We start from the raw sequence: 20,639 nt of genomic DNA on the forward strand, positions 1-20,639 counted from the left end.
TTGGTTATTGTCAAATACTTTTTTGAAAATTTTAATTATAATGGGAAGAACAATGGAATGACCACCATCATGACGATCATCACCAATATTTGCAATGGCACACCCACTCTCACGAAGTCCGTGAACTTATAGCCTCCCGCTGTCATCACAAGAGCATTCGATGGGGAAGCGACAGGTGTGGAAAAGGCCATATTGGCACTGACAGCTACAGCAACTAACATAGTGGCAGGATTCACATCCATGCTAATCGCGGCATTGAAAGCAATAGGTGCAAATAGCACAGTAGTAGCTGTATTGCTAATGAATTGGCTGAAGACCATCGTTAAAAAATAAATGCCTGCGAGAACACCCATCGCACCAAATCCACCAAGCAATTGAACAATTCCTTCTGAAAGAATCGTCATCCCACCCGTTTTCTCTAAGGCTGTAGCCATCGGTAGCATAGCAGCAACTAAGACAATGCTTTCCCAGTTGATCCGACTATACGCATCGTCCATATTTCGAACACATCCAGTCACAATCATCAATACTGCACCGATTAAAACAGAGATGGAAGCAGGGAAGACTTCAAATACCATCAGTAAAATCATCAACAACATAATTCCACCAGCAATGGGAGCTTTTCCACTTGCTGCCGCCATACTTGCGTGTTCTTTTGGTTGCCCGATAACGACAACATCCTTCGTTTCTCTCGCCAGCAGTTCAATTTCATCCCATGCTCCTTGAACTAAGAGCGCATCACCAAATCGAAGTCGTTGTTTAGACATTTGTTGTAACACATATTCACCTTGACGGTTAATCCCGATAATATTTAAATTGTATTTTTCGCGGAAGCCAACCTCTCTAACGGTTTTATTAATTAAACTAGAATGAGGAGTTAACAGCACTTCTGCGATGCCTAGCTCTTTAGAAACGAGTTCATTTGCTTCTGATTGTTCGTCTTCTAATATTAACGCATAATCTTCAACAAACGTTTTGACATTGTCGAGAGAACCTTGAATATACAGCAAATCTTTCGGCTGAACGATGCTTTCTGGACCAGCCATTTCTTGATAAGTAACAGGCAAAAGGTTAATCCCATCTGTTGATTTTCGACTAATTTTCAATATGCATAATTGATATTGAACTGGGATTTTTAATTGAGCTAGTCGTTTTCCTACTATTTCTGAATCATCCGGTACTTTTACTCGATATAAACGCCCGCCTAATTGATAATCAACGGCAAGCTGTTTAGGAGAGAGTTTATGTTCTGCTTTGGACTGGCTATTATTTTTTTCGTTAGGTAGCAAGCGGTTACGAACAAGAAATAAATAAATAATTCCAGTGATGACACCGATGATACCAATTGGCGTGATCTCAAAGAAACCAAGCTTGTCATAGCCGTGATCCACAAGGCTTTGACTAATAATTAAGTTAGAGGGAGAGGCAATGAGTGTTAACATTCCCGAAAAGCTGGCCATGTAGGATAATGGGATTAAAAACTTGGATGGACTGCTATTGATACTCGTTGCAATGCTGACAACGATCGGTATCATTAAAGCAACCGTACCTGTATTACTTAAAAAAGCACCCACACAAGCAACAATAACGAGCAGCAAAACAAATAATCGCTTCTCGCTATCTCCTGAGAAGCGAAGAAGGAGATTTCCCGCCATTTGTGCAAGCCCTGTACGAAAAATACCGGCCCCTACGATAAATAATCCAGCCAACATAATCACAACAGAATTAGAAAAACCTGCAAAAGCTTCGGTCGGATCTAAAATTCCAGTCAAGACAAGGGCAAGCAAGGAGAGCATCGCTACAAGATCCGTCCGCAGACGATTCATCATAAATAAAACAATCGTAATCCCTAAAATGACAAATGTTAAAGTCAGCTGCAAAATAATCGGATTCCTTTCTTTAGGTCATTATAATCAGTTGTCTCTAACTATTTTACTATATACATTCCGGATATTTACTAACAAACGTGAATACTTCGTGGAATAAGCAAGGTGGTTCAATGTGCTCATTTCCTATGAAAAATAAACTACTATACTAGTTTATTATTTGATCACGTTAACGATCATTCAATTGGAAATAATATGAATGTGGGATATGATGAAATGAACATGAGGAGTCAATTAAATGAAAAAATTTAGAGGAATATACCTTTTTCATATTGAATTATTGAAAAGAAAAATTAAAAATCTTCAACTAACTAGACAGGTTAATTGAATATAAAGAAGCGAATTGCCTTCTAAGATTTGTTGAAAAATGGGTGAGGGATACTATGTTATTTCAAAATGGTAATTTAAAAGTTCGTAAATTAAAGGAAAAAGATAAATACTTTCTGGTAAAATGGCTTTCTGATCTAACTGTTCTTGAATTTTATGAAGGAAGGGACAATCCTTTTGATTTAGATAAGGTTAATGAAGTTTTTTATGTTTCCAAGGATGATACAGTTAAATGTATTGTGGAATATGAAGACAACGAAATAGGATATATCCAATATTATCAATTAGATGATGAAACAAAAAAAGAATATGGATACCTTGATGATAATATTTATGGAATAGACCAATTCATAGGTGAAGTAAAGTATTGGAATAAAGGGTTTGGAACGTTACTTGTTACATCTATGGTGAAATATTTAATCGAGCACAAGCAAGCAGACCGAGTAGTTATGGACCCTCAAATGAAAAATACAAGGGCTTTAAAGTGTTATAAAAAGTGTGGTTTTAAAAAAATTAGAACTCTCCCTAAACATGAGCTTCACGAAGGTGAATATCAGGATTGTTGGTTAATTGAGTACAAAAATTGAACTCAACTTTTGTTAAATTAACGAGTGTGTTAGTAAAGAAGAAAGGACATTACATATTAGTCGTATAAAATATGCAATGTCCTTTTCTCAAAAACACTTGACTTTTGATAAAAGAGCCAATAGCATATATAATAAATCGTAATGATTACGATTAAAAAGGAAGGGTGACAAATTATGAGAGTAAATATTACGTTACAATGTACAGAAACGGGAGACCGTAATTATATGACGACGAAGAATAAACGGAATAATCCAGAGCGTTTAGAGTTAAAGAAATATTGTCCGCGTTTAAAGCGTTATACACTTCATCGCGAGACGAAATAAAACGATGATGGATTGGCAGAGCTTGAACTTGGATCAAGCGCCCGCAACATTTCTGATGCTAGAAGTGCGTGCAGAAGAATCATTCATCATCTTTAAAACGAAATAATAACGATTTTCAAAAGAGTGGGGGGAGAAAGATGGGGAAAATACCGGTAACCGTTTTAAGTGGTTTTCTTGGTGCAGGAAAAACAACCATGCTGAATCATTTGCTGGCCAATCGTGATGGAAAAAAGCTAGCGGTCATTGTCAATGATATGAGTGAAATTAATATTGATGCCGATCTTGTGAATCAAAATGGTTTCAGACGAACAGAGGAGAAGTTTATTGAACTGCAAAATGGCTGTATTTGCTGTACATTACGGGAAGATTTACTCATTGAAGTGGATAAATTGGCGAAAAAAGGCGATCTCGATGGGATTGTGATTGAGTCGACGGGCATTAGTGAACCATTGCCGGTTGCTCAAACATTTACATATCAAGATGAAGAGTTGGGAATCGATTTAACGGCTTCTTGTCAATTAGATACAATGGTCACAGTGGTCGATGCTTTTCGTTTTTGGCATGATTACTCTTCTGGTGAATCACTTATTGACCGCAAGCAGGCAGCAGGAGAAGAAGATACAAGAGAAATTGTGGATTTATTAATTGATCAAATTGAATTTGCTGATGTGATTGTACTGAATAAAATTGATCTGGTTGATGAGGAGACGAAAATTGCTTTATATGGTTTTGTGAAAAAGCTGAATTCAACAGCCCACATCATTGAATCATCTTTTGGAAAAGTGCCTACTGATCAATTATTTCAAACGAATTTATTTGATTTTGAACGGGCAAGCCAAAGCGTAGGCTGGCTTAAGGAGTTAAACGGGGAGCATACGCCAGAAACAGAGGAGTTTGGTATTTCTTCTTTCGTCTATGAGCGAAATATTCCGTTTCATCCAGGTCGCTTTGAGCAATTTTGGCATGACTTACCTGTGGAAGTGATACGTTCGAAAGGGTTTATTTGGCTTGCTACGCGGCCAAGTGAGACGATTTTGCTTTCACAAGCGGGGCCGTCCATTATGCTTGAATATGCGGGTGAATGGGTTGCTGATTTATCGGAACAAGAACGAGAGCAGCTGTTTAACGAAGAGCCTGAGTTGCGGAAAATGTGGGATCCTATCACTGGCGACCGCAAACAGCAGTTAGTGATCATTGGTCATGAAATGGATGCAGCTGAGATTGAAGCGATGCTCGATGCTTGTTTATTAACGGATAGTGAAATGAAAAGTGATTGGAAACGATTAGAGGATCCGTTGCCGACTGTGCAGTAATGCCAGAGACCATTCATCGTTATTAAAAACACGCAAATGTCTAAAAGTAACATTTGCGTGTTTTGGCTTCTTTATCCCGCATTAACAGGCTGTAAGACCCCACTGATTGAAGTTTCACTTTATTTTAGCGGTATCCAAATCTCGGAGTATAAATCAGGGCTTGATGGATCTTCATTTGAATACACTTCTAATTCAGGGGTTCCAGCATGCTTAAACTGATGAGATGGAAACCATTCAGAGAAGATCATTTTCCATGTTTTTTGCATAGCATCAGGCATTGGGCCATGTACCTCAAACACTCCCCATTTTGATGCTGGTATTTCAAGGGTTTGTAATCCCTTGGATGTATCACCGTTATAGGCTGTGGCTATCCAATAATCAATCGTTTGTGTGGATGCTTCATTCTTATGATTAGCACATATACCAAGTACCCCTTTGATCTCTCCATTGTTCAACTGAAACAGTAAGTCATCTGTGCCATCTATATGCACGTCATGCCAAAATTTAGGGATGCTTTTAAGGTTTTCATCGTTAGTGCATGAATACTCTCGCTTGACCCCGACTACTTGAAAGCTTTCTTTTTCAACAATTTTATACTTCATAGGTTCCGCTCCTTTCAGACTTACCTGAATGACCAGGCGATTATAAGACTTTAGCTTGCCAACGTTCTTTCGTACATCACTAGGTTTAATGCCATGTTGCCGACGAAAGGCTTTTGAAAAAGCTTCGGGAGTTTCATAGCCATATTTATAGGCGATATCGATGATCTTGTGGTCGGTATTTGCCAACTCTTGTGCAGCGAGCGTTAAACGTCTCCGCCGAAGATATTCACCAACAGATATATCTGTTAAGATGGTAAATGTTCTTTGAAAATGAAAGACCGATGCATTTGCTTGTTTCGATATACTGTCAATTGTTATATTTTCAAGTAAATGTTCTTCCATGTAATCAATTGCTGTCTGAATCGATTCAACCCATCCCATATCGCTCACTCCTTAATGAAATCATAACGGTTATTTGTATAGGAATCCTGTCTATTTATGCTTTCTTCAACCCATTTTTTATGTAAGACTACTTAGTGGTATATCTTTAAACAAGGAGGCTAAATAATTAGAAGAAACAATAGCTGAAAAAAGGTGTTTCGTAATAAAAGCCGAATCTTTAATCGTAGAATGTCTGATTCGCTAGGAAATTTAATAAAGTTGACTTATACAAAGGAGAGGAAATATGACAAATCGAAACATTAGGTGGTCGGTATTTCTTCCGATGACGGTTGTTCTCATATTATCTATCATTGTGGGAGTGATCGCCCCCGAATCTTTTTACCAGGCGGAAAATGCCATCGTACAGTTTGCTTTTGAACGATTTGGCTGGTTATTTCAATTGGCGAGTGTGTTGTTTTTATTTATTTGTCTATATTTGATGTTTTCAAGATATGGAGCTATTAAGATTGGCGGACCTGAGGCTAAACCCGAACTGTCTACATGGAATTGGTTTGCGATTACGCTGACAGCGGGTATTGCAACAGGCATTTTATTTTGGGGGATTGCCGAGCCGCTCACCCATTTTATGAGTCCGCCAAAAGAGCTTGGGTTAAAGGCCGGAAGTGAAGAGGCTGCTATGTTTTCAATGGCTCAAACTTTTATCCACTGGACGTATTCTCCGTATGCTATTTATGGATTGGCCGGTGTGGGCATTGCCTTTGCTGTTTACAATGCGAATCTTCCTTATCAAGTAAGCTCGATTCTTTATCCGTTGCTTGGAAAGAGAATGAATGGTGTTGTAGGAGCGGTCGTTGATAACATTTGCTTATTTGCGATGGCAGGTGGCGTAGCAGCTGTACTTGGTGTTGGTACAATGCAAATTGCCACAGGATTAGAGGTTATTACAGGTATTCCTAATGGAAAAATCACATGGATCATTATTGTCAGTGTCATTGTGGCCACCTATATTATTTCAAGCTATACCGGTCTACATAAAGGGATTCGTTGGCTTTCTGATAAGAACTCCAAAATATTTATTATGCTGGTCATCTTTGTGTTTGTTTTTGGACCAATGTCCTTTATTTTGTCGTTAGGAACACAATCGATTGGACATTATTTGGATAATTTTTTCGAAAGGTCTTTATATTTAAGCCCTATTGACGGTTCAGAATGGCCGAGATGGTGGCCGATCTATTATTGGGCGATATGGTTAGCGTATGCTCCTTTAATGGGCATGTTTTTAGCGAGAATATCAAAAGGACGTACAATTAAACAGTTTATGCTGATGAATGTTGTTGTGCCAGGAACAGCAGGTATCATTTGGTTTTCTGTTTTTGGCGGTGCAGCTATCAATTTACAGTTAAATGGGGCCGGAATTTGGGAGTCCATCCAAAAAAACGGCATGGAGGTTTCTGTTTTTTCATTTTTAGAACATTACCCTTTAACAACCATGACTAGTCTGGTCTTCATCTTCACTATCTTTATTTCCATCGTTACAATGGCTGATTCTATGACTTCTACTGTTTCTTCTTTAACTATCAAAAGTTCTAATCACGAAATGACGGAAGCACCAGGAAGAATCAAGATTTATTGGGGAATCGTTATGTCTTCCATTGCGATCATTAATTTATTATCAGCTGGCGGAAAAATTAGCGGAATTGACGCAACGAAACAGATTGCGACAATTGCAGGTTTTCCCATTTTATTTTTTATGCTAGTCTTCGCTTATGCTACGTTAAAATTCATTATCCAGCAGGAAAAATATGATGTTGTTTCGTTTCCTAAAAAAGAAGGGGAACGCAATGCAAATTAGAAAATTAACGCTAAACGAGGAGCCTCCAATCAAGTTATTATTGTTAGCCGACCCTTCTGAAAAGCTAGTGAGAGAATATGTGAGCAGGGGCGAATGCTTTGTAGCTGAAATGGATCATAAAATTGTTGGTGTGTATGTTCTTCTGCCGACAAGACCTGAAACAGTGGAATTAGTAAATATTGCTGTTATGGAGAGTGAACAGGACAAAGGAATCGGAAAGATCTTAGTGAAGGATGCGATTCATAAAGCGACAGCACAAGGGTATAAAACGATCGAGGTCGGTACTGGAAACTCAAGTATCGGGCAACTGGCACTTTATCAAAAGTGTGGATTTCGAATGACTGGCATAGATCAAGATTTTTTCATTAGACATTATTCGGAAGAGATTTTTGAGAACGGGATACAGTGTCGGGATATGGTTCGGCTATTTCAAGATTTGTAAAGTGAAATTTCAATTAGAGGTGAAAAAGCGAAACCTTTATTGTGGTAATTATTAACCCACAATAAAGGTTTCGCTTTGTGTAATCCATTGTTCACATTACCAACTATTTCAGTGTGTTTATAGAGTTGGTGTGGAGAATTTTTGAAGATGCTCAGAACTAATACTATAAGAAACAATTTTCTCTTTGTACTGTTTGACGACATCAACGTGATTATCGTAATTATAAATGAAGAAGTTAACATCTCTTTTGCCTTTTTTTAAATTGATGACAAATGGAGTAACATTAGTCTCTGGATGTAGAAATGATTTTTCATTGCCCGGAAATATATCATATCTTTTTAGAAAGCAAGCCTTATTGAAATAGTCAATAAATTTAATGTTTTCTTCTTCTTTTAAGTGTTTTCCGTTAAATGTTACAGTAACATCTTTCGAATCCAGTTTTGGATGAAGTGCAAATTTACTTACAATCCATGCCACAAGTGCACTCGGAGGACTCGTTAATAATTTAATAATACCTGTTATTACAATAAGAGCAACCCATGTCAGATTGTACTCACTCATTGTACTCACTCCTTATGTAATGATAGCTGTTACTAAAGAAATCAATAACAAACATAAAAAACCCTTTTTATTATATAGTATTTTATGTAGATGAGGGGCCGGTGATTTTGAACTATAATGGTATAATTTTTGTCTGTTTAGTGACTTTTTATTTTCCTCTTTTTGTTTGGCTATCGTTTAACAACCGCTTATTGTTAAACATGCCTGATTCGTATGGATTGACGATCATCGTTTCAATTATTCTATTATTTAGTGCATATATGTTATCGATTGTTATGAGAGATCGCGGAAAAGAAGTAGTTCAATAAGTAGAGTGGGGCTGTCTAGAAAGTCAGTGAAAGTTGACTTTCTAGACAGCCCCCTTCTGTTTCGGTGAAGGGGTGAGCGACTAATTTTTCAGGATTTTCGCTTGATTCGGGTTGATTGGCGACTGATTTTCTCACATCTTCGCCTAAAAAAGCAGATTTACCGATCGATCCTTCTATCCAGACAATCTATTTGTCTATTCAAATGCAATAAACATTGAAAAATGTAAACTTAAATATTATTATAGTTTACATATATAAAGTTTGGTTAACAATCGGAGGTGAAGGGATGCAGGAGGAACGATTGTATAGTGTTCGAATGAGAGCGGCTAAAGGAGGCCCTCATGAGCAAGGGGGAAAGCATATTTCAGGTGGGGAGATGCTTTCAACTTATGAAAATATGAGACAAGCGGTCAATCATTTATTAGACAAGGCATTAACTCATTCCAAAGGAAACCCAGATTTTGTGCAAATTCAATTTGATGCTATCGACGAGCCGATTAAACAAATCGACCCATTATTGATCAGGAAGAATGAAGTGGAATCAGTGGAAGCGGGACAAGCATTGGTGCGTGAGCTGTTAGAGCAGGCTGGAATCAAAAGAGAAGTGATTGACAAAGCGTACAAACAATTGGCAGAACATTCAGATATGAGAGGCGCGATATTAGTGGATGTTCATTCGGGTGAACGAATCGATGATCGTCGTGAAAAGGGTGTGCGTGTGTCACGCATGGACTGGTGGAATGCCAACTTTGAACAGTGGGCGAATCATTTTAATGAGCCAAGCTATTCGAGAGTGAAGGAAGCACTTGTCCTCGCAACTAAGGTAAGTGCGCATCCGGCAACGATCGCAGAATTGTGTTGGTCTGATGATCCAGAATATATAACAGGGTATGTAGCGAGTAAAGCGTTAGGTTATCAGCGTATTTCACATTTAAAAGAATATGGAGATGAACAGGGCTGTCGCCTCTTTTTCGTTGACGGTTCAAACGATATGGACGATTATATATTTTTTCTGGAAAAACAGCCTGTTTTTATTCACTGGGATGAAGTGTAATCAAGAAGAGAGGAGGGCGAGCAGTGGAACTGAATGAATGGTTAGGAAACCGCCTAGAGGAAACAAAAGCGTCTAGTTTGTACCGCAAGCTGCGAACAATGAACACAGCTCCTTGTTCTGAAAGGGTCATTGAAGGGAAGCGTCAGCTTGTTTTTTCGTCTAATGATTATTTAGGGTTAGCTAATGAGCAATGTTTAGTTTATGCAGCGGAAACGATTTTGCATGAATTTGGGGTGGGCAGCAGTGGCTCTAGATTAACGACGGGACATACGAAGTGGCATCTAAAGCTGGAAGAAAGGATCGCCAACTTTAAACAGACTGAAGCGTCCCTTTTATTTTCAAATGGCTATTTAGCTAATATGGGTGTACTTTCTTCTCTGCCTGAAAGAGGAGATGTGATACTTAGCGATCAATTGAATCACGCTAGTATCATTGATGGATGCCGATTATCGAAAGCAGATACAGTTGTTTATGATCATATTAACATGCACCATCTTGAACAACGATTACAAGAAACTCAGTCGTATGAACGACGTTTTATTGTGACAGATGGTGTGTTTAGTATGGACGGAACGATCGCTCCGCTTGACCAAATCATGTCTTTGGCCAAACGATATCAGGCATTTGTGATTGTCGATGATGCTCATGCAACGGGGGTGTTAGGTGAGAGCGGTCGAGGGACGAGTGAATTTTTTGATGTGCAGCCAGATGTCATGATCGGCACATTAAGTAAAGCAGTGGGGACAGAAGGCGGATTTGTCGCTGGCTCCAACGTATTAATAGATTTTTTACTGAATCATGCACGCACTTTTATTTTTCAAACGTCGATTCCTCCGGCTATTTGTGCCGCTTCTTATGCTGCATTTGAATTGATTGAACAAGGTCAAGAAAAGCGCCAGCAATTGTTGGCGAAAATCATGGACATTAAAACAGGTTTAGAAGAAATGGGCTTCGTTGTAAAAGGGGATCATACACCCATCATTCCAGTGATCATTGGAGAAAATGATGTGGCGTTGGCCTTTGCGAAAAAATTAACGGAAAAAGGCATTTACGCTCCTGCCATTCGTCCGCCTACGGTGCCACCAGGAGAAAGCCGTATTCGGTTAACGGTCACCGCTGATCATACGGATCCTAATATACAGGCTTTGTTACAAGCGTTTCAGGTCATTGGAAAAGAGTTAGGCATTATTCAATAAATTGGAGGGTCAAAAATGACAAGTGATGTACTCGTTTCACCCGCAATGCTAGCTTCTTCTCAGTTTATAGAAAATCCGTATCCCATTTATGATGAGCTACGATCGCAAAGCCCAGTAATGAAAGGAATGGCGTTTAAACAGCCAGGCTGGTATGTGACTGGATACGAAGAGGCAGTCATGATATTGAAAGATCCCCGCTTTGGAAATCGCATTCCGTTGCCTCAGACAACAAAAAAATTTGCACAGTTGAAAAATGTGCAGAACGATATGATGCTTTTTAAAAACAATCAAGATCATCGCCGGTTGCGGCTATTGATCAGCCATTTTTTTACACCGGCTGCACTGAATGATTTATGTCCTTACATAGAGAAAACAGCTCATGATTTAATAGATGATGTGCATGATCAAAAGCGGATGGACATTATTACAGACTTTGCGTTTCCATTGGCTAGTCTCGTTATTGCTAAAATCATCGGAATACCTGCCAAAGAGCGGCATCAATTTAGAGGTTGGGCGATCAGTTTAATTGAATCAATTGACTTTACTCGCTCAAGAAAGACATTAGTTCATGGAAATGATACGATGAAAAGCTTGATCGAGTACTTCCATACTCTTATCCAAAAAAGAAGAGAAGCCCCCGAGAATGACTTAGTTAGTCAGTTGCTAGCGGCTGAACAGGATGAAAAATTATCAGACGAGGAGATACTTTCTACATGTATTTTGCTCGTTATTGCTGGGCATGAGACAACGGTCAACCTCATTAGCAATTCAGTGCTGACTCTACTGCAAAATCGTGAGCAGCTCATGCTGTTAAAGGAAAATCCATCCCTCATTGAATCAGCTGTCGAAGAATTTTTGCGTTATGAGAGCCCTACACAAATGGTTGCTCGTGTGGCTGGGGAAGATATCGATATAAATAACGTGCGAATTAATAAAGGCGAACAAGTTTACCTTTTAGTAGGAGCGGCTAATCGTGATCCGGTGAAGTTCAATGATCCTCATGCATTGGATATTACTCGAAACCCTAACCCTCACCTGGCATTCGGAAGCGGATCTCATTTCTGTATTGGATCGATGTTAGCTAAATTAGAGGCACAAATGGCTATCCAGCCACTCATCCAACGAATAGACAATCTTCAACTAGAGACACAGCACCCACAATGGAGAAACTTAATTGGTTTTAGAGCATTAAATGAATTAATCGTTACATGGTAATGGATCATTTGATAAAATCACTTAACAAAAACAAATATGAGCGTTATACTATATGAATAATTGAATATTACAAATAAAAGCTAGGGGTGCCGTAATGGCTGAGAGGATTCGATCCAACTCTTGAACCTGATTTGGTTAATACCAACGGAGGGAAGCTTACTTTTTTATGCTTATTTTTTGTATGCGTAGAAACTGAGCCTGCCGTTGTGGCAGGCTCTTTTTTTTGAGGAGAAAAAGCTAAACTTCCGCTTTTATTTAAAAAAGGAGAGAAGAACATGGATGAATTGTTTATTGGAGGGAAGAAGTTAACGAACCGGTTGTTTACGGGAACAGGTAAATTTGCCGATCACACGGTGATGAGGCAAGCTTTCGAGCAGTCGGGAACGGAAGTGGTGACAGTTGCTTTAAGACGGGTCGATTTAGAGGCAGGGCAGGAAAATATTTTGCATGATATTCCAGAAGGAGTGACGTTACTTCCCAATACTTCAGGTGCGAGAACAGCTGAGGAAGCAGTAAGGATTGCTCGTTTAGCCCAAGCAGCAGGGATGGGCAATTGGATTAAAATCGAAGTCATTCCCGATCAAAAGTATTTACTGCCAGATAATGAAGAAACGATTAAGGCGACAGAGGTATTGGCGGAGGAAGGATTTGTTGTGCTTCCTTATGTGAATCCCGATTTGATGACGGCGAAAAAACTAGCAGATGCAGGGGCGGCTGCTGTGATGCCTCTTGGTTCACCGATTGGCTCAAACAGAGGGATTAGAATGAAAGAAATGATTCGAATTGTAATTGAGGAAAAAACGTTGCCGATCATTGTCGATGCTGGGATTGGCAGGCCTTCTGAAGCGGCGGAGGCAATGGAAATGGGAGCGGATGCTGTACTAGTGAATACAGCGATTGCGACGGCAAAGGACCCGGTGAATATGGCAGTGGCTTTTCATTTAGCTGTCCAAGCAGGAAGAAAAGCTTATCTTGCTGGAGTAGGCCCCGTTTCTCAACAAGCACAAGCCTCCTCTCCATTGACTGGATTTTTAAACTGAAAAGAGGTGACAACGTGAGCTTTTATGACCTATATAACAATATTAAAAATGAACCATATGACCAACTGTTTGAACGAATGACACTAGACGATGTCGATCGGGCTCTATCAAAATCAACACTTGATGAGCATGATTTATTGGCTTTATTGTCACCGATTGCCCAACATCGATTAGAGAAAATGGCACAGAAAGCTCATCAGCTGACGGTTCAGCATTTCGGGAAAGTGATCGTGCTATTTGCCCCGCTGTATTTAACCGATTATTGTGTGAATAAATGTACGTATTGCAGCTTTAGCTTTGATAATGATTTTCCAAGAAGAAAATTAACCGCTTTAGAAATCAGTCAAGAGGCAAAGGCGTTAAAACAAATGGGGATTCAGCATGTGATTTTGCTGACAGGAGAATCGCGCATTCATTCATCTGTTGATTATTTAATAGAAGGAGCGCAAATATTGAAAGAATATGCGGCTTCTATTTCGATTGAAGTTCAGCCGCTTGATACGAAAGAATATGAACGGTTATGTCAAGCAGGAATAGACGGATTGACCGTTTTTCAGGAAGTGTACAATGAAGAGATTTACAAAGAACTTCATCTGAAGGGACCGAAAAGAAATTACAAATATCGTCTTGATGCCCCTGAACGAGGATGTCTTGCAGGGATGCGTTCAGTCAATATTGGGGCACTATTAGGGCTTGATGATTGGAGAAAAGAATCCTATTTTACAGCCCTTCATGCTCAATATTTGCAGAAGAAATATCTTCAAACGGATATTGCGGTGTCTTTTCCGCGCATTCGTCCAAATCTGGGAGGATTCGCTCCGAAAGTGGAAGTCAGTGATCGAGACTTAGTGCAGGCAATGCTTGCTTTTCGCTTATTTATGCCGCGAACAGGCATCACATTATCGACGCGGGAAGAGGCGAAGTTTCGCGACCATTTGATCAAGCTAGGTGTGACGAAAATGTCCGCTGCTTCCTCCACAGTAGTTGGTGGTTATGCAACAACTAAGCAAGAAGAAAATAGCCAGTTTGAAATCTCAGATTCCCGACCCGTTGAAGAGGTAAAAGCAAGATTGAAGCAATTAGGTTATCAGCCAGTAAGTAAAGATTGGGACATTTTAACGGTATAGGAGGTGCGGCGATGTCTTTTCAGCTTCATGCTGTAACAACAGGCACATTAGAGCGAAAACAAGCAGCGCATATTGCCTTGAAAGTCCATCCTTTTCTCGATTATCTTCATATTCGCGAAAAGCATCGGTCTGCGAAAGAGATCTTTACATGGATAGAAAGCTTTATCGATGCAGGTGTGCCTGCCAACAAAATTATCGTCAATGATCGATTGGATGTGGCTCTAGCTTCGAAAGCAGGAGGGGTTCAGTTAACGGAAAGCAGTATTCCGGTAGCGGAGGCTAGAAGGATTGCTCCTACGATCAAGATGGGATGCTCCGTTCATAATGTAGAGGCAGCAGCGAAAAAAGCAGCATATGGCGCTGATTTTATTTTGCTCGGACATATTTATGAAACAGCGTGCAAGCCTTCGCTTTCTCCCGTTGGTTTATGGGAAGTGAAAGAAGCTTCCGCTTTATCTAAAGTTCCAATTATCGCGATTGGGGGAATTTTGCCTCAACATGTAACGGATTTAAAACTGGCCGGAGCAGGCGGTATCGCTGTCATGTCAGGCATCTTTGGCCACTCTAACCCGCTTGAGCAAGCAATTGCCTATCGTGAAGCGATTAAGAAAGAGGAGGGAATTCTTGAATGAATGTAATCATCAATGGAAAGAAAGAAGACATTGAGCTGGCTTCACCGACGGTTGCGGCTTTGCTCAATCTATATGTACTTGATGGTAAAGCGGTGATTGTGGAACGAAACGGACAGATTGTTTCAAAGAATGATCTAGCCATGACCCCGATTGCTGATGGGGACCGGATTGAAATCGTGCACTTCGTTGGTGGTGGATGAAGAGATGGATGATCGTTATTCTAGGCAGGAATTATTTTTACAAGAAAAAGGTTCTTTTACTAATAAGCACGTTCTATTAATTGGAGTGGGGGCACTAGGTTCAGCCTTAGCAGAGATGCTTGCTCGTGCTGGCATTGGTCATATCACATTAATTGACCGTGATTATGTCGATTGGACAAATTTACAGCGACAGCAGTTATTTACAGAGGAGCATGCAAAGGAGCGGCTTCCAAAAGCGATCGCGGCGAAACAAAGGCTAATGGAAATCAATTCTGATATTCAAATCACAGCCATTACGGCAGATGCAGGTCCTATAGAATTGGAGGAGCTGATCAAGAAGCAATCACCAGACTTGCTTCTTGATGGGACCGACAATTTTGAAACTCGTTTTATCATAAATGATGTATCGCAAAAATATACTATTCCGTGGATTTATGGTGCTTGTGTTGGAAGTCAAGGAATCAGTTTTCCTATTATTCCTGGCGTTGGCCCATGCTTTCATTGTTTACTTGATATGCTGCCAGCTGAAGGGATCACATGTGATACGGTCGGTGTGATCTCGCCTACTGTCCAAATGACTGCAGCGTATCAAGGAGCAGAGGCATTGAAGATTCTTTCGGGAAGGATGGCTGACGTTCGCCAAGAGCTCATCGCTTTTGATCTATGGAAGAACACATTTTCAGCTATTCGGGTGGCCTCTTTGCAAAAGAAAGACTGTCCTTCATGTGGCAGTCAGCGGCACTATCCATTTTTGCAAATGGACAATCAAACGAGAGTAGCGGTGCTATGCGGCAGAGAGACCGTTCAAATTCGCCCGCCCAAAGCAAGACGTTATCAGTTGCATGAACTTGCTTCTATGCTTCAAAAACAGGGGATTCATGTGAAGTCAAATAAATTTTTATTGTCGGCTAAACTATCTAATAAAAGAATCGTTTTGTTTCAAGATGGACGGATGCTGATTCACGGAACGAAAGACATAACAGCCGCTAAAAAGCTATATCATCAGTTGCTTGGCTGAAAGGAGGAGTCTTAATAAGAGAAGTTATTCTCTTATTAAGACTTTTTTATTTCGGATACCGAAGTATTTTGAGTGCTAAAGAAAACAAAATATGGTAAGCTTTTCTTCATTGAAGACATAGAAGCTTTATATGGGAACTCTATTTAATAAAAATAGATGAGAGGTGGAATATCGTTGAAGGAGAAACAGAAAAATAATTTCATGTTACTTATCTTACTGAGTAATATGTTTATTATTATGACTGGTATTGGTCTGATCATTCCAATCATGCCAACCATTATTCATGAATTTGACGCCGGCGGACAGACTTTGGGCTTTTTAATCGCCACTTTTTCTTTTGCGCAGTTTCTTTTTTCACCGATTGCCGGTGATTTATCTGATCGGTTCGGGCGAAAAAAAATCATTATAGTTGGTCTAGTGCTGTTTGCTTTTTCTCAGGTGTTATTTGGTATGGCCAATCAGCTATGGATGATGTATGTAGCGAGAGCACTTGGTGGCATTGGAGGGGCGTTTATCATTCCTTCGATGATGGCCTATGTGGCTGATATTACGACGATAGAAAATCGAGCGAAAGGGATGGGGAGTTTAGGAGCATCCATGTCTTTAGGATTTGTCGTTGGTCCAGGTGTTGGAGGCTTTCTAGCGGAGTTCGGGTTAAAAGTGCCTTTCTTTACAGCAGCTACAGTATCAATTATTGCAGCTGTCGTATCGACCGTATTCTTACCAGAGCCCCATCAAACATTAAAGAAAGCAGCGACTGCTCCTTCAAGAAAGAAAAAAGAAGGCTTATTCAAACAGCTCCTTCTTTCAGTAAAAACTCCTTATTTTCCTTTATTAATTATGATGCTTACTTTGTCTTTCGGTTTAGCCAATTTCCAGTCAACGATTAGCTTGTTTACTGATGTTAAGTTCGGCTTTACACCGATGGACATTTCAATTTTAATTGTAACAGCAGGAATAATGGGTGTGATTGTACAAGCTTTTGTTCTAGATCGTATGTTAAGACGGTTTGGAGAAATGCGTGTGATCAATGTTAGCTTAGTGGTAGCTGCTACAGCGATGCTATCATTGCTGTTAGCACAAGGCTTTTGGTCTGTTTTGGGCGTTACCGCTGTATTTTTCATCGCAGCCTCTCTTTCACGTCCAGCGATTAACACGATGGTATCCAAAATGGCTGGAGACGAGCAAGGATTTGCAGCTGGAATGAATAACGCTTATATGAGCATTGGAAATGTCATCGGTCCAGCGATTGCGGGTACTTTATTGGACATTGATTTGAGCATTCCTTATATTTTTGGCGCGGGGGTTATTATGATTTGTTTACTGATCAGCATCAAGTGGACTAAATCTAGAAAAGCAGCAGGGGATTTAGAAAGGAATATCGGTTATGGTCAGCGTTCTAATTAATAGAGAGGGAGCCACTAACAGGTCGTGAGTATACGAACTTTTGGTGGCTCCCTTTTATTTTTATCTTCTTATTTCATAATGAAGCTGAACAAATTCTCTGTATGTCATCGTTTTTGTTAAGTGTCATATTCCATCGTTACCTTACAGCTTGTTTCATTGTATTTGCCATAAGCCGCATGATTCGTCGGCCCAACACCTCTCTTAAAACGAATAGAGTAACGAATCGCCGCAGTGATAAATTGTTTGGCTTTTTCAACAGCTTCGGGCACGGTTTGCCCTTTAGCAAGTTCAGCTGTGATTGCTGCAGAGTAGGTACAGCCTGCTCCATTTGTGTGAATCGTATGGATACGAGGTGCTTCTAATAAATAAAATTGCTCGCCATCGAATAGGACGTCAATCGCTGGTCCTTCTAAGCGACCACCTTTGACGAGTACATATTTTGGTCCGAGGCGATGAAGTGCTTGTGCCGCTTCCTTTAGTTCTTTCACCGATGTTAATTGATCAATTTCTAATAGCCTTGACGCTTCTGGCATATTAGGTGTAATGATGGTTGCAAGTGGCAAAAGCTTCGTTTTCATGGCATGAATGGCATCGTCTTTCAGTAAGGCAGAGCCCATTTTTCCGATCATCACTGGATCTACGACAATGTTAGCTACATTGGCTTCTTCAATCCACTGTGCCACTTTTGTAATAATTTCCTCAGTAAATAGCATGCCGGTTTTAATAGCATCTGCCCCAATATCGTGCAAGGCGGTGTACACTTGTGCTTCAATCGCTTCGATCGTCTGAGGGAAGATGCCTTGTTGGGTGCGTGGATGACTTGCAACAATGGCTGTAATTGCACTCATACCAAACACATCTAGCTCTTGAAATGTTTTAATATCCGCTTGAATACCAGCGCCTCCTCTTGCAGCGGAGCCGGCAATAGATAATGCTCGAGTAATCGTCATGAAATCTTATCCTTTCCAAATACATGGTAGTTCAATTATATCGGGGATGTGTAAAAGGAAGCAATGATAGCAATCGGACTAGAGAAAGAGCTGAAATTTGAGTTTATCCCGCATTAATGGGCTGTAAGACCCCCACTGATTAAAGATTCCCTTTATGAGTCTGCTATTTTCAAGAGCAATGGTGGTTCTTTTGGAACGATTACTTCCTCTGTTTCAGGTTGTGAGTGATAGTCCTCTAGTTTTTGTTGAAGTGTTTCTAAAAATTCTGCTGGTTGATCCAGATAGACCCGTGCTTTATGAACTTCTTGGAACTGTCCGAAGTAGCCTCGGGCTTGCAGCGGTTTATTAAAAAAGATGTCATAATTCGCTTCATCACTTATACCAAAGATTCGAGTGAGTGTCCTTGGGAAGGCAGTTGCATGAAAGACGCCTTTTTCGTGGATCATACTTCCTTTGCTATCATATTTAATTTCTGCTGCTTGTATATACCCGATGTCTTTCATATGAAATGTCAAATCTCTTCGGACGCCAATCTTCATGGAGACTTTGTCTTGGCTAATGAGAATCGGAGAGTTTCTAATGAGATTATATTCTCCAATAATATAAAAGACAGAATAAATATGGAGAACTAACATGACTGAAGCAAGAATAGGAGCCTCTTCTTTTAAATAAATATGAAAAAAAGCCATTTCAAGAATCTGCTCATGAAGGAGAGCTAAAAACATCCAAAAATAATTGGATTTTTTGTGGTAAAAAAAAGCGCTCATTTCTTCTTGATGATGCTTTTTACGCCATTTAAAAAAGGTATGGAAGGAAACGCTCATTTCTTTTTTGATAATAGTGACATAAGGGTTTATTTCCATTTTCCCTTGTTTATACTTGATAAATAAATAAATAAGAAAGCCTACGGGTAAAGTTGCTAAAATGAGCATTTTGATTTGTAGTGAATTCATCATGTCCCCCCGATTGTAAATATTTTCGCTTCATTACCTACTTTTGTTATTGTTCGAGATTAGTCTAATTCAATTTTGTGGGCATTAATATGTTTAAATAAACAATAGGCTCTTTAATGGGACGACCGTGTTGGTCATAAAGCAATTTGTTCTTTAGGGATGGTAAGTGAACGGCGCACTCCAATTGCAAATGTAATAGTATGATTCGCGATATGAAATGGCAGTTTCGTATCGCGAATATATAAATAATGGAGTAGATATAGAGCATGGTAATTAGCCATGCAAGCTGTGGCATATGAGTTTTAAAATAGAGATGTAATACGACTAATTCAACAACTTGTTCATGCAATGAGTGAAAGTAAAATGATCCACTCGATCACCTATAAATGATATTTTCTGACTTCATACCAAAAAATGAGGTATTGCATAATACCTAAGAACAGAATAATAATTACTGGTAAGTACACAATATGATGGTATTTAGCTGCAAGAATTGCTGACAATGGAACGGCGAAAACAAAGAAAACGTATACTTTGCGAGTAGCTTTAGACATAACCCATCTCATACCTTCATCTTCTTCTCTTAACTCCATCGGTAATAATTGAGGCTTTACTCGATTCTCTTTTTTGGCAAATAGATTGTGTATGGGCACAATTAGAATAACTAAAAATATAGGAATTACAGTATACCAGCGATTAATATAAAGCCAGTCTGGTAATTTTTCACCATAATAATCAGAAAGAATAGCTAATCCAAACCCTACAATAAGCGCTATATTAAAAAATGGTGATTGGTACATCTTTTTTAACATTTATTCACCTCCTAGTTTCATTTTCTTCAAGAGTAAAAATTTCCTCAACTGGAACATCAAATACTTGTGCAATTTTTAATGCTAATACAATTGATGGGGAATAGTCTCCTTTTTCAATCAAACCTATTGTTTGACGGGTAGCACCAATCTGTTCTGCTAACTCCCCTTGGGTAATACGATGTCTCGCGCGAAGTTCTCGAACTCTGTTAATTAACAATAAAGAAAGCTCCTTTCTATTGGCTCATAAAAATGTAAATGAAAGTTTATATTTCATAAACAATAATTTACATTTTTAAGTATTACATATGGGGATCATAACCCAAATAGGGGTATATTGTTGATGTTCCTCCTTTCGAAATTAAACAACTTTAACTACTATTTATTGTAAATGTAATAAATCATTTGCAAAAAGTAAAGGATTTATTACATTTTGTCATAGATATGTAACAAATATTGGGTTGATTTGAATTTTATTTCCATGATTTGAATTT

22 protein-coding genes and 1 riboswitch are annotated in these 20,639 nt (G+C 39.3%); of the genes, 15 read left to right on the forward strand and 7 right to left on the reverse strand.

All coding sequences use genetic code 11. The annotated features are described in order from the left end of the window. Positions 1–35 precede the first annotated feature (35 nt). A complete protein-coding gene (locus tag WDJ61_RS01590; protein ID WP_338754651.1) occupies positions 36–1,886 on the reverse strand; it encodes an SLC13 family permease in 1,851 nt (616 codons plus the stop codon). Positions 1,887–2,269: 383 nt separating this feature from the next. On the opposite strand from WDJ61_RS01590, the gene WDJ61_RS01595 reads away from it, so the two are divergent. The 3 genes from WDJ61_RS01595 (at position 2,270) to WDJ61_RS01605 (ending at position 4,437) form a co-directional block, all read left to right on the forward strand. Next, positions 2,270–2,800: a GNAT family N-acetyltransferase gene (locus tag WDJ61_RS01595; protein ID WP_338752718.1), complete on the forward strand. Its 531-nt coding sequence runs from the start codon at positions 2,270–2,272 to the stop codon at positions 2,798–2,800. 174 nt (positions 2,801–2,974) lie between these two features. Beyond that, a complete protein-coding gene (rpmG, locus tag WDJ61_RS01600) occupies positions 2,975–3,124 on the forward strand; it encodes a 50S ribosomal protein L33 (RefSeq protein WP_338752719.1) in 150 nt (49 codons plus the stop codon). A 137-nt stretch (positions 3,125–3,261) separates the two neighbouring features. Further along, positions 3,262–4,437, forward strand: a complete 1,176-nt coding sequence (locus WDJ61_RS01605) for a GTP-binding protein (protein WP_338752720.1) — start codon at positions 3,262–3,264, stop codon at positions 4,435–4,437. A 119-nt stretch (positions 4,438–4,556) separates the two neighbouring features. Here the strand turns inward: WDJ61_RS01605 and WDJ61_RS01610 are convergent, their stop codons facing one another. Further along, a complete protein-coding gene (locus WDJ61_RS01610; RefSeq protein WP_338752721.1) occupies positions 4,557–5,420 on the reverse strand; it encodes an AraC family transcriptional regulator in 864 nt (287 codons plus the stop codon). Between the two features lie 244 nt (positions 5,421–5,664). On the opposite strand from WDJ61_RS01610, the gene WDJ61_RS01615 reads away from it, so the two are divergent. Next, entirely contained in the window at positions 5,665–7,233 is a 1,569-nt protein-coding gene (locus tag WDJ61_RS01615; RefSeq protein ID WP_338752722.1) for a BCCT family transporter, read from the forward strand. Next, a complete protein-coding gene (locus WDJ61_RS01620) occupies positions 7,223–7,675 on the forward strand; it encodes a GNAT family N-acetyltransferase (RefSeq protein ID WP_338752723.1) in 453 nt (150 codons plus the stop codon). The genes WDJ61_RS01615 and WDJ61_RS01620 overlap by 11 nt, the downstream gene beginning before the upstream one ends. A 117-nt stretch (positions 7,676–7,792) precedes the next feature. On the opposite strand, the gene WDJ61_RS01625 is transcribed toward WDJ61_RS01620, so the two are convergent. After that, positions 7,793–8,236, reverse strand: a complete 444-nt coding sequence (locus WDJ61_RS01625; RefSeq protein ID WP_338752724.1) for a YfmQ family protein — start codon at positions 8,234–8,236, stop codon at positions 7,793–7,795. A 107-nt stretch (positions 8,237–8,343) separates the two neighbouring features. Between WDJ61_RS01625 and WDJ61_RS01630 the strand changes: the two genes are divergently transcribed. The 10 genes from WDJ61_RS01630 (at position 8,344) to WDJ61_RS01675 (ending at position 17,433) form a co-directional block, all read left to right on the forward strand. Further along, the gene (locus WDJ61_RS01630) at positions 8,344–8,544 is read left to right on the forward strand and encodes a hypothetical protein (RefSeq protein WP_338752725.1); all 201 of its coding nucleotides are present in this window, start codon (positions 8,344–8,346) and stop codon (positions 8,542–8,544) included. Positions 8,545–8,830: 286 nt separating this feature from the next. Next, positions 8,831–9,598, forward strand: a complete 768-nt coding sequence (bioW, locus tag WDJ61_RS01635; protein ID WP_338752726.1) for a 6-carboxyhexanoate--CoA ligase — start codon at positions 8,831–8,833, stop codon at positions 9,596–9,598. Positions 9,599–9,621: 23 nt separating this feature from the next. Then, positions 9,622–10,794 (forward strand): 8-amino-7-oxononanoate synthase, encoded by a 1,173-nt coding sequence (gene bioF / locus WDJ61_RS01640; protein ID WP_338752727.1) that lies wholly within the window; start codon positions 9,622–9,624, stop codon positions 10,792–10,794. A gap of 15 nt (positions 10,795–10,809) precedes the next feature. Then, entirely contained in the window at positions 10,810–12,009 is a 1,200-nt protein-coding gene (locus WDJ61_RS01645) for a cytochrome P450 (protein ID WP_338752728.1), read from the forward strand. 72 nt (positions 12,010–12,081) lie between these two features. Further along, a riboswitch (TPP riboswitch) is annotated at positions 12,082–12,179 on the forward strand. A 105-nt stretch (positions 12,180–12,284) separates the two neighbouring features. Next, positions 12,285–13,049 (forward strand): thiazole synthase, encoded by a 765-nt coding sequence (locus tag WDJ61_RS01650; RefSeq protein ID WP_338752729.1) that lies wholly within the window; start codon positions 12,285–12,287, stop codon positions 13,047–13,049. A gap of 14 nt (positions 13,050–13,063) precedes the next feature. Further along, positions 13,064–14,176, forward strand: coding sequence for a 2-iminoacetate synthase ThiH (thiH, locus tag WDJ61_RS01655; protein WP_338752730.1), 1,113 nt, complete (start codon positions 13,064–13,066; stop codon positions 14,174–14,176). Positions 14,177–14,187: 11 nt separating this feature from the next. Next, positions 14,188–14,808 carry a thiamine phosphate synthase gene (locus tag WDJ61_RS01660; RefSeq protein ID WP_338752731.1) on the forward strand — a complete coding sequence of 207 codons (621 nt, stop codon included), beginning with the start codon at positions 14,188–14,190 and terminating at the stop codon, positions 14,806–14,808. After that, a complete protein-coding gene (gene thiS, locus WDJ61_RS01665) occupies positions 14,805–15,008 on the forward strand; it encodes a sulfur carrier protein ThiS (RefSeq protein ID WP_338752732.1) in 204 nt (67 codons plus the stop codon). Before WDJ61_RS01660 ends, thiS begins: the two co-directional genes overlap by 4 nt. Before the next feature lie 4 nt (positions 15,009–15,012). Then, a complete protein-coding gene (locus WDJ61_RS01670; protein WP_338752733.1) occupies positions 15,013–16,026 on the forward strand; it encodes a ThiF family adenylyltransferase in 1,014 nt (337 codons plus the stop codon). Between the two features lie 174 nt (positions 16,027–16,200). Further along, positions 16,201–17,433: an MFS transporter gene (locus WDJ61_RS01675; protein WP_338752734.1), complete on the forward strand. Its 1,233-nt coding sequence runs from the start codon at positions 16,201–16,203 to the stop codon at positions 17,431–17,433. A 116-nt stretch (positions 17,434–17,549) separates the two neighbouring features. Here the strand turns inward: WDJ61_RS01675 and thiD are convergent, their stop codons facing one another. The 4 genes from thiD to WDJ61_RS01695 form a co-directional block, all read right to left on the reverse strand. Beyond that, the gene (thiD, locus tag WDJ61_RS01680) at positions 17,550–18,383 is read right to left on the reverse strand and encodes a bifunctional hydroxymethylpyrimidine kinase/phosphomethylpyrimidine kinase (RefSeq protein WP_338752735.1); all 834 of its coding nucleotides are present in this window, start codon (positions 18,381–18,383) and stop codon (positions 17,550–17,552) included. Between the two features lie 152 nt (positions 18,384–18,535). Further along, positions 18,536–19,336 carry a hypothetical protein gene (locus WDJ61_RS01685; protein ID WP_338752736.1) on the reverse strand — a complete coding sequence of 267 codons (801 nt, stop codon included), beginning with the start codon at positions 19,334–19,336 and terminating at the stop codon, positions 18,536–18,538. A gap of 380 nt (positions 19,337–19,716) precedes the next feature. Beyond that, on the reverse strand, positions 19,717–20,148 hold the full coding sequence (locus tag WDJ61_RS01690) for a hypothetical protein (RefSeq protein ID WP_338752737.1): 432 nt from the start codon (positions 20,146–20,148) through the stop codon (positions 19,717–19,719). A gap of 4 nt (positions 20,149–20,152) precedes the next feature. Beyond that, positions 20,153–20,365: a helix-turn-helix transcriptional regulator gene (locus WDJ61_RS01695; protein WP_338752738.1), complete on the reverse strand. Its 213-nt coding sequence runs from the start codon at positions 20,363–20,365 to the stop codon at positions 20,153–20,155. Positions 20,366–20,639 lie beyond the last annotated feature (274 nt).

The organism is Bacillus sp. FJAT-52991, assembly GCF_037201805.1.
GTDB lineage: Bacteria > Bacillota > Bacilli > Bacillales > Domibacillaceae > Bacillus_CE > Bacillus_CE kandeliae.

Bases quoted from the DNA above. Each gene is read 5' to 3' on its own strand.
- WDJ61_RS01595 (WP_338752718.1), top strand. From the start codon at position 2,270: ATGTTATTTCAAAATGGTAATTTAAAAGTTCGTAAATTAAAGGAAAAA.
- rpmG (WP_338752719.1), top strand. From the start codon at position 2,975: ATGAGAGTAAATATTACGTTACAATGTACAGAAACGGGAGACCGTAAT.
- WDJ61_RS01605 (WP_338752720.1), top strand. From the start codon at position 3,262: ATGGGGAAAATACCGGTAACCGTTTTAAGTGGTTTTCTTGGTGCAGGA.
- WDJ61_RS01610 (WP_338752721.1), bottom strand. From the start codon at position 5,420: ATGGGATGGGTTGAATCGATTCAGACAGCAATTGATTACATGGAAGAA.
- WDJ61_RS01615 (WP_338752722.1), top strand. From the start codon at position 5,665: ATGACAAATCGAAACATTAGGTGGTCGGTATTTCTTCCGATGACGGTT.
- WDJ61_RS01620 (WP_338752723.1), top strand. From the start codon at position 7,223: ATGCAAATTAGAAAATTAACGCTAAACGAGGAGCCTCCAATCAAGTTA.
- WDJ61_RS01625 (WP_338752724.1), bottom strand. From the start codon at position 8,236: ATGAGTGAGTACAATCTGACATGGGTTGCTCTTATTGTAATAACAGGT.
- bioW (WP_338752726.1), top strand. From the start codon at position 8,831: ATGCAGGAGGAACGATTGTATAGTGTTCGAATGAGAGCGGCTAAAGGA.
- WDJ61_RS01645 (WP_338752728.1), top strand. From the start codon at position 10,810: ATGACAAGTGATGTACTCGTTTCACCCGCAATGCTAGCTTCTTCTCAG.
- WDJ61_RS01650 (WP_338752729.1), top strand. From the start codon at position 12,285: ATGGATGAATTGTTTATTGGAGGGAAGAAGTTAACGAACCGGTTGTTT.
- WDJ61_RS01660 (WP_338752731.1), top strand. From the start codon at position 14,188: ATGTCTTTTCAGCTTCATGCTGTAACAACAGGCACATTAGAGCGAAAA.
- thiS (WP_338752732.1), top strand. From the start codon at position 14,805: ATGAATGTAATCATCAATGGAAAGAAAGAAGACATTGAGCTGGCTTCA.
- WDJ61_RS01670 (WP_338752733.1), top strand. From the start codon at position 15,013: ATGGATGATCGTTATTCTAGGCAGGAATTATTTTTACAAGAAAAAGGT.
- thiD (WP_338752735.1), bottom strand. From the start codon at position 18,383: ATGACGATTACTCGAGCATTATCTATTGCCGGCTCCGCTGCAAGAGGA.
- WDJ61_RS01685 (WP_338752736.1), bottom strand. From the start codon at position 19,336: ATGAATTCACTACAAATCAAAATGCTCATTTTAGCAACTTTACCCGTA.
- WDJ61_RS01690 (WP_338752737.1), bottom strand. From the start codon at position 20,148: ATGTTAAAAAAGATGTACCAATCACCATTTTTTAATATAGCGCTTATT.